The organism is uncultured Chitinophaga sp. (genome assembly GCF_937898475.1).
Classification (GTDB): Bacteria; Bacteroidota; Bacteroidia; order Chitinophagales; family Chitinophagaceae; genus Chitinophaga.
In genome coordinates this window covers 565,317-577,628 of record NZ_CALEJS010000016.1, presented here as the reverse complement: position 1 = coordinate 577,628, position 12,312 = coordinate 565,317, and the positions used below count along the sequence as shown (strand labels likewise).

Below are 12,312 nucleotides of genomic sequence, written 5' to 3'. Positions count from 1 at the left end.
ATAGTGATCTGATGAATCCAATAGGTAATCTGAATAAATTATTTGACAGCCGCATTCGCCTCGGGGTAATGAGCATACTGGTAGTGAACGAGGAGGTGAGCTTCAATGACCTGAAGCAAATGCTGGAGCTGACAGATGGCAATCTTGCCTCCCATCTCACCACCCTGGAGGAGAACGGATACCTCAAAGTGCACAAGGGATTTGTGGGCCGCAAGACCAATACTACCTATTCCATCACTAAAGCGGGTGAGAAAGCCTTTAAAAGCCATCTTGCCGCACTGGAAAATATGATCAGATCCATCGAGTAAATTTTTTTTATCCCTATACTTTGAAATACAAAGTACTTTTAATTATATAAAGCAGCAATTATGGTAACAAACGACAACCTCCCTGAAGTGTCCTTCCTACAGCGATATGGCTACGCTATCAAAGCCTTTATAATCGGTGTACTTACCCTGGTGCTTATGATTCCTACCGCCCTCATTATGGGCCTGATCGAAGAACGGGAACAGGTGCAGGATAGGGCTACCGCAGAAGTCAGCTCTAAATGGGCCGATGCCCAGACTATTACCGGACCGGTGTTGGTAGTGCCTTATACCACGGTTAATACACAGGATAATAAAGAGATCGTACGGTATGCCTGTTTTCTGCCAGACAAGCTCTCTATCAAGGGTAGCCTGCAACCTGAGACCCGGAAAAGAGGCATTTATGAGGTAGCGGTTTACAATTCACACCTGCAGGTAAAGGGCTCTTTCGCTGCCCCGGATCTGAGCTCATTGGGCATATCAGCCTCCAGCCTGCACTGGAAAGAAGCTTTCCTGACCCTCGGCGTATCCGATATGCGCGGTATCGGCTACCAGACCGCCCAATGGAACGGACAGGATTTTGTATTTAATCCCGGCACTCCTCCTGGTGGCCTGCTGGAAAGCGGTATCCAGGCCAAAGTTCCGCTGGCTGTCAGCACAGATACCAGCAGCGTAAATACTACCCTGGGTAATTTTAGCCTCCTGCTTACCATGAGGGGTTCCGGTAAAATGTACTTTTCACCTGTAGGCAAAACCACGCAGGTAGAATTGCAGGCCAGCTGGCCCAGCCCCAGCTTTGACGGCGCCTTTCTGCCGGAATCACGTACCGTAAATGACAGCGGCTTTTCCGCTTCCTGGCAGGTATTGCACCTGAACCGAAATTTCCCGCAAAGCTGGACTATCGGCGACAAGTACAAGATCCATGATGCAGATTTTGGCGTGAACCTCTTCCTGCCTGTAGATGGATACCTGAAATCCACCCGCGCCATTAAATACGCCATACTGATCATCGGCCTCACCTTCCTGTTATTCTATTTCATTGAGCTGTTACAGCATTACCCTGTTCATCCATTACAATATATACTGATAGGCATTGCACTGTGCATCTTCTACACCCTGCTGATCGCTTTGGCAGAACAACTCAGCTTTAATGTGGCATACGCTATTGCTGCGCTGCTCACATTAGGACTGGTTACCGTATATGCACGCAGCGTGTTCCGAAAAAACGGCACGGCCCTCGCGGTAGGCGGCACCCTGCTTACCTTGTACGGTTTCATTTATGTGATCATCCAGTCTGAAGATCAGGCGCTGCTCATGGGCAGCCTGGGTCTCTTCATCATCCTGGCCATTGTGATGTACTTCAGCCGTAAGATCAAATGGGAGTCATTGGGTAAAACAGTTTAAACCTGGCACATGAAGATCAAGATGATTCTCCCGGCTTTAACAGAGGCTAAAAGCCCTTACTGGCGCCCAATCAAGTACTCATTGTTCCCGCCGTTAGGTTTAGCCACTCTGGCCGCCTATTGCGATCCCGGTGATGAGATTATATTGGCAGATGAGCATGTTGAAACGCTGTACCTGAACGACCGCCCAGACCTGGTGATCATACAAGTGTACATTACCAATGCGTACCGGTCCTACGCTATCGCCGATCATTACCGCAGCATGGGCAGCTATGTTTGCCTGGCAGGATTGCATGTTTCCTCGCTGCCTGAAGAAGCTCGTCCGCATGCAGACAGCCTTTTTATCGGCCCGGGGGAAGATACCTTTCCCCGGTTCCTGCAAGACTTTGCACAGCGCAGGCCGCAACAAACATATGTATCCTATAACCGCACGCTGAGTGAGATCCCGCCCTTGCGGCGGGATCTTATAAAACGTCACCTGTACCTGGTGCCTAACTCCATCGTGGTGTCAAGAGGCTGCCCGCATCATTGCGACTTCTGTTATAAGGACGCTTTCTTTGAAGGCGGCCGCTCCTTTTATGTACAGAGAACAGATGCTGCACTTGCAGAGATAGCGCGCTTACCAGGCCGTCATCTGTATTTCCTGGACGATCACCTGTTGGGTGACCGCAGATTTGCTTCGGCACTTTTCGAGGGCATGAAGGGCATGAACCGTGTATTCCAGGGCGCCTCCACCGTAGAGGCCATCCTGCGCGGCAATCTTATAGAACAGGCTGCGGCAGCAGGTTTACGCAGCGTATTCATTGGGTTTGAAACTTTCAGCGCTGGCAATCTGCTGCAAAGCAACAAGAAGCAGAATATCGGTAAAGACTATACGGAAGCTATCCGCCGCCTGCACGATCTCGGTATCATGATCAATGGAAGCTTTGTATTCGGATTGGATGACGATGATAAGGATGTGTTTAAGCGTACCGTAGATTGGGCCGTGCGTCAGGGTCTCACCACCTGCACATTTCATATCCTGACACCTTACCCGGGCACGGCGCTTTACAAACGCATGCAGCAGCAGGGACGCCTGCTGCACAACAACTGGGATCTCTACGATACCCGGCATGTAGTATACCGTACTGCCGGCTTATCTGCCGCAGAGCTGGAGGATGGCTACAATTGGGCCTATCGCAATTTCTACAGCTGGGGTAATATTGCGAAGGCTAGTCTGCAACACAACCACCTGAAACATATGCTGAAACATTTTGCATACGCCGGTGGCTGGAAAAAGTTTGAACCGCTATGGAATTTCATTATCAAAACAAAGGGCCTGAACCATATGTTGCCGCTGCTGGAAAGCATATTGTCAAAAGTACCCTCCCGCAGAACGATACAGCCACCTGCCATACAACCGGCGCCTTAAAATCAGCCGGCATGAAAAGATATTGGTTCAGAAAATATGGATGGTCTTATATTCCCACCAGTATCACGGGCAGTTTAATTACCATTTTTGCACTGTTGTTTTCCGGCTGGATCAGCTGGGAGATCAGCAGGCAAGCCTCTTCTAATATTGAAGCGTTGATCTGCTTTTTTGCTTATTTTACCTGTATCGCTTTCTGGTGGAAATGGATAGCAGAAAGCACTTCCGAAAAAACAAAAGAGCCATGATGCCACCCAAACAAAGTTACCTGCGCCGCCGTGTATTAAGTTTTAAGTATGCCTTCAGCGGCATTGCTGCTTTTTTGTATACAGAGCCGCATGCCCGCATCCATGCGCTTGCTACAGTACTGGTGATTGCATTGAGCAGCTGGTGCCGTATCAGTGCATCGCAATGGATCGCTATTGTGATCGTTACAGGCATGGTCTGGATAACGGAAATGCTCAACACCATCATTGAAAAAATGATGGATCATCTTTCACCCGAATATCATCCCCGTGTGAAATGGATCAAGGATGTGGCAGCGGGCGCTGTGCTGATAGCCGCTCTGGTAGCGGTAGTAACCGGTGCGGTGGTATTTCTGCCGTATTTTATTAAATAGCGGAAGAATTTATGCGTATGAGATCAGATGTGTTAGTGATAAACAAACGGAATGCCCTGCTGGTATCCGTCTCTTTCAGTATTGCATTGTTACTGGTTCGTATCATACAAACCGGTAGCCAGCAGTATGCTTTTCTCCTGTGGAATCTTTTCCTGGCCTGGGTGCCTTTCTTGATCAGCAGCCTGATGACGGCTTATACTGCTGCAAGCTGGAGGCTGCCATTGTGGATACCGGCTGTAGCTTTATGGATCACCTACCTGCCCAACGCACCCTATATACTTACAGATCTGGTGCATCTGCCTGAAGGCGGCGCCCCTGTCTGGTTTGATCTGATCCTGATCCTGTCTTTTGCCTGGAGTGGGCTTATCATGGGCTTCCAGTCCATTCGGCAGATGCAGGATATCGTCCTGGCCCGTTTTCCCCGCTGGCCGGTACAGCTGTATGTTTTCCCTGTGATGATGCTGTGTGGATGGGGCATCTACATCGGTCGCTTCCTGCGCTGGAACAGCTGGGACCTGGTGGTACGCCCTGGTCCGCTGCTGCAGCAAACCAGCCGGATGGTGCTGCATCCAATAGAGCATCTGCAGCCCTGGAGCTTTTCAGTGATCATGGGCCTGTTCCTGTACCTGCTTTATAGCATAAAGTTCAACAGGTAAGCGCTACACCGGCTTTGCTTTCTTCCTGTATTCAACAGGGCTTACCCCATTGTGTTTCCTGAACTGCCTGCTCAGGTGGCTTTCATCTGTAAAACCCAGCTCTCCGGCAATCTGACTGATGGTAAGTGTGCTGTTGGCCAGGCGTTGTTCCACCAGCTTTATCTTGTATTGGGTAATGTAGTGTTGCAAACTTTCTCCTGTCAGTTTCCGGAAATATTCGCCTACATAGTTGGCGGAGAGATTAAAAGTAGCCGCGAGGTAATCTATCCGCAGCTTCTCAGGATCACTGATATGCTGGCGTATATGCACAAGCATCCGGTTGATCAGGGGCTCAGCAGCTGCAGCGGGAGCTGCTGTTGCAGCCTTGTCAGATACATTGCGCGCCAGTATATTGAGGATCAGGGTTACAAAATGCTGCAGGTTCTCTTCGTGATAGGCCTGCTTTTGTTCATACTCCTTAACCATTTGCTGTATCAGTACAGCCACTGTTTCGCAGTCGCCCGGCTGTGTTATCAGCAGCTCCTGGAAGCGGTTATGGTGTGAGAAGATATGCTCCAGCTGCTTAAGCCATTGGGTGATCCGCTCACGCTCCTGTGCGTTTTTATATTGTTTCAGGAAAACTTCAGAGAAACGGATGGAACAGAAACGGGTAGGCTTCTCAGCGTAAAATCCGCGGCAGTCCACAGGGGTGAAAAGAAAGATGCTTCCCTTATGATAAGCAAATTTGTTCTCGTTTACAATACGCACACCCTCACCGTCCAGCATCTGTACGATTTCAAAGAAATGATAGATGAGCGGGCGCTCATTCCAGCATTCCATATCAGATACAAACAGTTCAAAAGGCCGGTGTAGTGCTTTCCCTTCCATAACCCCTAAAATTACAAAACAAACCTTTCTTCATCACTGTTCCGGCCTGTCTGCCAGCCCTAATTTTGATGTCAAAAAAGATCATATGGATTCGAACAGTAAATTGCTGACGCCTTTGATTACACCCGATATTACTTTCAATAACCGTGTGGTGATGGCGCCTATGAGCAGACGCAGGGCGGTGAATGGCATTCCTGCTGCCTCCGCGCCCCTTTACTACGCACAGCGGGCGGGCGCAGGTTTGATCATTGCCGAAAATACTGCGATAAGCCCTAACGGAGGGGGATACCTGCATACCCCGGGAATCTACAACGATGCACAGAAAGCTGCCTGGAAAGCTGTGGTGGATGAAGTGCATGCCCGTAACGGGAAGATCTTTGTCCAGCTGGTGCATACGGGCCGTATCGGCCACCCACTCATTAACGAAGGCCAGGCCCCTGTAGTGGCGCCTTCTGCGGTACAGGCAGAAGGAGTAATGCGTGTTCCTGGCGACATACATCTTCCCATGCCCGTGCCTGAGGTCTTAAGTACTGCCGGTACCCGTGCCATGGTGGAGGCACATATACAGGCTGCCCTGAGTGCGATGGCAGTGGGTTTTGACGGCGTAGAGATCCACGCCGCGCATGGCTTCCTGCCCGAGCAGTTCCTGCATCCGCATACCAACCGCAGAACAGATCACTACGGCGGCAGCATTGTTAATCGCAGCCGCTTCCTGTTGCAGATCATGGAAGGGGTGATTGCTGCTATTGGTAAAGAGCGCACCGGTATAAGATTGTCTCCTTTCGCAGGGGTAAATGATCTTCCTCCGTATCCCGAAGAACTGGCCACCCATCAGTACCTCACCGATGCATTGAAAGAGCTGGATATTCTTTACATCCATCTCTCCGGCCTGTATGCCAACGGCCGCTCTTCCATTCCTGCTGAGTATATACAAAACCTGCGTAAGCGCTTTCCTAATCTGCTGATACTGGCTGGAGGCTATTCCGCCGATTCTGCAGCAGCAGCTTTGCAAGCCGGCCTGGCGGATATGATCGCTTTTGGCAAACCCTTTATTGCCAACCCCGACCTGGTAGAGCGCTTCAAGCGCAATGCACCGCTGGCAGATCCTGATCCATCCACTTTTTACTGGGGAGGAGATAAAGGATATATCGATTATCCGGTGCGCTATCCAGATCCCGCTGCTTGCGATGCCATAGCATAGTATCGCACATCCATGCTAAAACAAGATGGCCGTCCTCGTTTAAAGGACGGCCATTTATATATTTTATCTCGTATTGCTTGCTAAATGCTAACAGCCAATAGCCAACAGCTTTTAAAAATCCACTCCCATTCCAAAGTACCAGATCGGCTTGCCACGGAAGAAGGCGATCGCCGGCCAACCGGCATCCACTCTCAGGAAGTAGCCGGCAATGGTTGTACGGGCGCCAAAGCCGTAGCCGCCTATAAATGGTCCGAGGAAGCCTTCCTTGATCTTCAGGGAAACACCATCGTCGCCATTGTAATAGGTATAGTTGGCATCTTTAAAGCTCAGCTTTTCATTCCACGCCGTACCGATGTCAATGAACTGCGTAAGCTGGAAGTTCCGCAGGAAAGCAGAGTTGATCGGCTTATCAATGAAAGTGGCAAACACAGGTAAACGCAGTTCTGAGTTGAACAGGATCACGTTATTACCATTCTTGGCATTCTGTTTATAACCGCGCATGTTCACTGCCAGTGTCTGGTAGGCATAGTTCACGGGTTTACCCTGCGGGAATACCGGTGTATTGGTATTGATCTTGGGGTTTAACCAGTTGTCTATACCGCCCAGGTAATACAGCAGTTTGCGGGTACCCCATGAGAAGTCGCCAGATAACCTGGTGGCCCATATAAAGTTGCGGTAGATCTTTTCATAGTGGCGGGCGTCAAAACCCCAGTTAAAGGTAAATCTTCCCCTGCCTGCGGGGGTAGGATTAAAAAGCTCGGTCAGGTTGCCGGAGAGTTTGGCGTTCAGATCAATGTACGCCTTGTAACGGGTGCCGTGCCAGATGTTGATGGCCGGGTTCAGTGTATTGTCATACACATACTCCAGGCGTCCCAGCGCAAAGTTCTCTTTATAGTCCTGCACTTTCAGGCTTTGATCGTCAGAGGCCAGGATCACCATCCTGTCTGTACGGAAACCGGTGGTGAGGCGTAAGCTCCTTACCTGGTCAAACGGATAGCGCACTTCCAGCTGGTACAGGTTTGTCTTCAGCTTGATAGGATAAAAATCGCTCAGCGAGGCTTTATCCACTTTGCGGTAATAGGTCAGTTTATAATCAAAGCGTTTCTTCAGGTAGGAGAAGGAGAAGAAGTATTCCGTTCCGTCCAGTGAAGAGGGGAAGCGGAAACCGCCGCTGAATTTATAATCCTCCATCAGGTCACTTACTCCTAAGCGGAACAGGCCGTTCACCGGATCTGTCAGGCGGATGGGCGATACAGGTTGTCCTGTAAACGGCTGATACCTGTTGATCAGGATGGAGTTATCCAGCTGCAGGATCAGGTAGTCTGAGGAGAATTTCAGTTTATAGGGCAGCAGGCGGGCCCGTTTAAGGATCGCTTCTGCCTGTGGTAATGCGATCGGTGGAATACCCTCCCTTACCACAGCGCCGGTATCGGCGGGATCATTACCAAACTCGCTCTGGAAGAAGTCCGGGCGATTGGTAGTATCCTTCTGCGGTTGCCCGTAATTGGTAGGCAGTCCCAGTCGCAGGCTGTCCTGGTGCATCTGGTACTGGCGGAAAGTAGTGGGACGGGCATTTACATTACGCTTGCGGAGGGTGGCGGTATCCACTTTCAGCTTATAGAGGCGTTTGTATTCATTAAAGCCTACCACTTCAGATACTACCCCCTGGTCGCCGGCTATACGTGATTCCTGTATGCCCGTATGGTAGTTGGTTACGGGGAATACATAGGTAGAATCATTGGTGATGGCGATGGCAGCTACTGAATCAGGGGCGGAAGAGCCGTATTCTGCCAGGGCAGAATCCAGTTCCTGCTGATCGGGGTTGCGCAGTATTTCAGCACCTACAAAGAACAGGGAATCCACACCTGCCCTTTCTGTTTTAAAGAAACCGGCATAACGGTTACGGATACCGTTTGCGTCTGATACAAAGGTAAAGTGGGTGGTATTGTATTGTACGGGCAGCCGGGCGTCGCCATACTTCATGTCGGTAAGCTGTGATATCTGCTTTTCAGCCGTTTTGTTCCAGTTATCGATCAGGAAAATATTATAACGCGCGCTGGGTAGTACGGTATCTGCGCTTCTGGCTTTGGGCGAGGGGCGGTTGGAAGAGTAGATGATACCGCTTTTACCCGGGAAAGCAACAAAGGAAGGGTCCAGGTCATCATACACGTCGTTGGTGATCTGTTCCACTCTAAAGTTGCTGATGCTGTAGGTAAAGATGTCGGTATGCCCGTTTTTCACGGCGGAAAGCAGCAGCTGGTTATCGAACTCAAAGAAATACTTCATGTCGATGATCCGGTCAAACTGCGGCAGGTCCTGTTTAGTGGTTGTTTTGCTGATCAGGTCGTAGATCATGAGCTTGGTCTTGCCTTCATGCTCATAAACGATGGCCAGGCGGTTGCCTTTCTGGTTCCAGGCCAGGAGCGGATAGTTGGGGTCCAGCTGGTTGGCGTATTGTTTCACGCCGCTGCGCAGCAGTACGTGCGGTTTGTTGTCGCCCACCTGCATCTGCACCCGGTAGCGGCCCCTGGTGTATTCCACCACTGCGTAGGAGTTGTTGCGGGGATTAGCCTGGAAGCGGTAGAAATCTGATTTCTTGGTTTCGCGGCCTACCACGGTACGTCCGCGGGTTACCTGCCTGCGGCGCTTGTTGTCGGCCTGGAACCTTCTGCGGGTATAGATCATGAAATCTTCCATGGCCTTTTTGGGCGTCTGGTTCAGCACCTGTTCAAACCCTCTTTTCAGGCCGCGGTTAATGCGGGCTATATACATCAGGTAAGGAACAGCGTCTTTACCATACTTCATTTCTACATAATGCCAGAATGCATGCCCCGCCAGTAACGGTTTGTCGTAGGCGAGCTGGTTAAATTTGGTGTATTTGCCGGATTGTAGGGCCGCTTTCAGTTCCTCATCTTCCTGTGCGCTCCAGGGCTCTGCGGCATAGGCTATGAAACCGTCTGTAAACCATTTAGGGAAATCTATCAATACTGCGTTACCGGCAAATTCTCCGATATCTTCACCAAAAAGCAGGGTTTCCAGCATTACCCTGGCAATACCCTGGCGGATCTGTTTGCGCAGGTGCGCATGGTCCCCGTCAAAGTAAACGATCATCTTGTTGCCTACCAGTTTGGTAACCCCGCCCGTATTCTGCCATTCTACCCCAATGCCGATGTTGGACTGCCGCATTTCGCCAAAGCTGTTATAGACCACGATATTCAGCCGCTGGCGGAAGGTGAACTCCATAAACTGCTCCAGGGAGGGTAGTTCTTTTTCGGCTGCCTGCGCTACATACTTACCCAGTTCCAACCCGTTTTGAGCAAAATACGTGTTGAAGTGGCGGGTTTGATAATACCTCCACTTGAAGTTCTTGAACTGAACGCGATTCTGTCCGAATTCAACAGTATTGGTCTGTGCCTGGGATAAGAACGTGGCTAGTAATAGGGTACCGGTAAAGAATAACCTGGTAGTAAATCGGTTCATACAGAAAGTATTGATAATATTGTGATCTTAATTAAAATTAGCAAAAATCGGGTAACAATGATTGAAATCCAATATTTCGCCTTTAATCCCTTACAGGAAAACACATATCTGCTTATAAACGAAAAAAAGGATTGCATAATTATAGACCCTGGCTGTTATTTTGAGGAAGAAAGAAAAGAACTGCTGCAGTATATCGAAAAACGGGGCCTGAATGTTACCCGTCTCCTTAACACACACTGCCATTTTGATCATATTTTCGGAAATAAGCTGGTGGCCCGCACCTTTAATGTGGGCCTGGAAATACACCGCCTGGAGCAAACAGTGCTCGACCGCTCTCCCCAGGTAGGGGTAATGTACAACATTCCCTTTGAGCCTTCGCCAATGCCCGCCCGTTATATTGAAGAAGGGGAAAAGATTCAGCTGGGCGATGATGTGCTGGAAGTGCGCTTTACCCCCGGCCATTCTCCCGGCAGTATATCATTTTATCACGCAGCCCAGCAGTTTGTGATCGGGGGCGATGTGCTGTTTTACCAGAGCATTGGCCGTACAGACCTTCCCGGGGGCCATCATGAAACCCTGTTAAAGAGCATCCGCCAGCAACTCTTTGTACTGCCCGACGAGGTAAAAGTATACCCCGGACACGGGCAGCCCACCACCATTGGGTTTGAGAAAAGGAATAATCCTTTTCTAATTAATAGTTAAGAATGCTTAATTAATAATTCCGGCATTACGGATACCCTGATGTACTGTGAATACTCCCCCTGCATCACCAGCATCCGGATGGTCACTGGCGCTGCCGGAATAATTAATTTTTAATAATTAATTGTTTACCGGATAAACCGCCCTATCACGGGCAGCCGGCGAAACTCCTTTTTCTCCATTTTAAGGATGAACCAGCCATAAGCGGCAAAGAAAAGCGTGGCCACTATCAGCGGCTGCGGCTTCAGGGCGTACACATCGCCGGGAGAGAGCAGCCGGGTATTCAGCAGCTGGAACAGGTACCAGGTAAGTACCGCCAGGCTGATGTAAGTAATGATCCTGGGCAGGTGGTAAGGCACCGGGTAGTGCTTTTGTCCCCATACATAACAGACGGCCATCTGTACAAAATAACAAACCATGGTGGCCAGCGCTGCGCCGTAATAGCCCATAACGGGTATCCACCACCAGTTCAGCAAAAAAGCCAGGGCAGCCGAGATCAGTGTAATAACGGCGCCTGCTTTGGTACGATCTGTCAGCTTGAACCAGATGGTAAGGTTATAGTAAATGCCGAGGAACATATTGGCCAGCAGCAATACGGGCACAATGCGCATACCCTGGTAGTAAAATGGTTTGCGCAGGAAAACCTTCCAGATATTCAGGTACAGGCTTACAAACAGGAACATAAAACACAGCAGGATCACGAACAGCTTCATGATACGCGCATAAACCCGCTGCGGGTGCTCGCCTTCCGCCTGTTTAAAGAAGAAAGGCTCCGCTCCTAACCGGAAGGCCTGTATGAACATGGTGATCAGGATCGCCAGTTTGTAATTGGCGCTGTAAAGACCGATGATGGTCTTTTTGGCTTCCATATCGTTGCCGGGCAGAAAGCGGGGCAGAAACCAGGCCCTGTCAAAGGTTTCATTTACCAGGCCTGCCATACCCACAATGATCAGCGGGAGGGCGTATTGTATCATCTGTTTCCACAGGACCTTGTCAAATGTCCATTCAATACGCAGCAATTGCGGTAAAAATAACAGCAGGGTAACTGCGCTGCCCAGCATATTGCTCAGGTACACATATCCCAGCTGATCATCTCCGGCGCTTACGTTGGGCAGCCAGTGATGACCCGCCTGGTATAATTTAGGACAGAGATACAGGAAGAAGATATTGAAGCCAACTGTGGTTGCAATACCGGCTATGCGCACAAAAGCATAGCGCACCGGCCTGTTTTCCAGCCGCAGCTGGGCAAAGGGGATGGCTGTCAGGGCGTCAAAAGCCATGATCAGCACGATATACGTATAAAAGCTGGGATGCCCGGCCAATCCGGCCAGTTGCCCGGTGTTCGAGTTGATAATGCTGCCTTTCAGCAGTAATAACAATATCGTAATACAGCAGGTGGATATCAGTAATGAGATGGTCGTGCTGCCCAGCACATGCCGCTCATTTTCCTTTTTGGCAAAGCGGAAGAAAGCGGTTTCCATACCGTAGGTCAGCACAATGTTCAGGAAGGGAATATAGGCATAAACGTTCTGCATTTCCCCATAATCAGCGGGGGATAGGATTCCCAGGTAAAAAGGCGTAAGAAAATAGTTGAGCAACTTGCTCGCGATATTGCTTAATCCGTAATAAACCGTTTGTCCTGCCAGTGATTTAATGCTCAATGCGCTGAATTTT

At 49.8% G+C, this 12,312-nt stretch carries 11 protein-coding genes; 8 read left to right on the top strand and 3 right to left on the bottom strand.

Annotated elements, in window-relative coordinates:
* Positions 1–11 precede the first annotated feature (11 nt).
* From Q0577_RS12190 to Q0577_RS12165, 6 genes are read left to right on the top strand one after another with little or no spacing between them, the layout of a single operon-like run.
* Entirely contained in the window at positions 12–308 is a 297-nt protein-coding gene (locus Q0577_RS12190; protein WP_298736610.1) for a transcriptional regulator, read from the top strand.
* 60 nt (positions 309–368) lie between these two features.
* Positions 369–1,709: a cell envelope integrity protein CreD gene (creD, locus tag Q0577_RS12185; RefSeq protein ID WP_298736608.1), complete on the top strand. Its 1,341-nt coding sequence runs from the start codon at positions 369–371 to the stop codon at positions 1,707–1,709.
* 9 nt (positions 1,710–1,718) lie between these two features.
* A complete protein-coding gene (locus Q0577_RS12180; protein WP_298736606.1) occupies positions 1,719–3,119 on the top strand; it encodes a radical SAM protein in 1,401 nt (466 codons plus the stop codon).
* An 11-nt stretch (positions 3,120–3,130) separates the two neighbouring features.
* Positions 3,131–3,364, top strand: a complete 234-nt coding sequence (locus tag Q0577_RS12175) for a hypothetical protein (RefSeq protein WP_298736604.1) — start codon at positions 3,131–3,133, stop codon at positions 3,362–3,364.
* A complete protein-coding gene (locus tag Q0577_RS12170; protein WP_298736602.1) occupies positions 3,361–3,735 on the top strand; it encodes a diacylglycerol kinase family protein in 375 nt (124 codons plus the stop codon). Before Q0577_RS12175 ends, Q0577_RS12170 begins: the two co-directional genes overlap by 4 nt.
* Positions 3,736–3,746: 11 nt before the next feature.
* A complete protein-coding gene (locus tag Q0577_RS12165) occupies positions 3,747–4,391 on the top strand; it encodes a DUF1361 domain-containing protein (protein ID WP_298736600.1) in 645 nt (214 codons plus the stop codon).
* A gap of 3 nt (positions 4,392–4,394) precedes the next feature.
* Here the strand turns inward: Q0577_RS12165 and Q0577_RS12160 are convergent, their stop codons facing one another.
* Positions 4,395–5,258 carry an AraC family transcriptional regulator gene (locus Q0577_RS12160; protein ID WP_298736597.1) on the bottom strand — a complete coding sequence of 288 codons (864 nt, stop codon included), beginning with the start codon at positions 5,256–5,258 and terminating at the stop codon, positions 4,395–4,397.
* 85 nt (positions 5,259–5,343) lie between these two features.
* Here Q0577_RS12160 and Q0577_RS12155 point away from each other — a divergent pair, with 85 nt between their 5' ends.
* Positions 5,344–6,459, top strand: a complete 1,116-nt coding sequence (locus tag Q0577_RS12155) for an alkene reductase (RefSeq protein ID WP_298736595.1) — start codon at positions 5,344–5,346, stop codon at positions 6,457–6,459.
* A gap of 111 nt (positions 6,460–6,570) precedes the next feature.
* Here Q0577_RS12155 and Q0577_RS12150 read toward each other — a convergent pair whose 3' ends face one another.
* Entirely contained in the window at positions 6,571–9,939 is a 3,369-nt protein-coding gene (locus tag Q0577_RS12150) for a hypothetical protein (protein WP_298736593.1), read from the bottom strand.
* Between the two features lie 57 nt (positions 9,940–9,996).
* On the opposite strand from Q0577_RS12150, the gene Q0577_RS12145 reads away from it, so the two are divergent.
* The gene (locus tag Q0577_RS12145; RefSeq protein WP_298736591.1) at positions 9,997–10,641 is read left to right on the top strand and encodes an MBL fold metallo-hydrolase; all 645 of its coding nucleotides are present in this window, start codon (positions 9,997–9,999) and stop codon (positions 10,639–10,641) included.
* A gap of 125 nt (positions 10,642–10,766) precedes the next feature.
* Here Q0577_RS12145 and Q0577_RS12140 read toward each other — a convergent pair whose 3' ends face one another.
* Positions 10,767–12,299 carry a polysaccharide biosynthesis C-terminal domain-containing protein gene (locus tag Q0577_RS12140; RefSeq protein WP_298736590.1) on the bottom strand — a complete coding sequence of 511 codons (1,533 nt, stop codon included), beginning with the start codon at positions 12,297–12,299 and terminating at the stop codon, positions 10,767–10,769.
* Between the last annotated feature and the right edge of the window lie 13 nt (positions 12,300–12,312).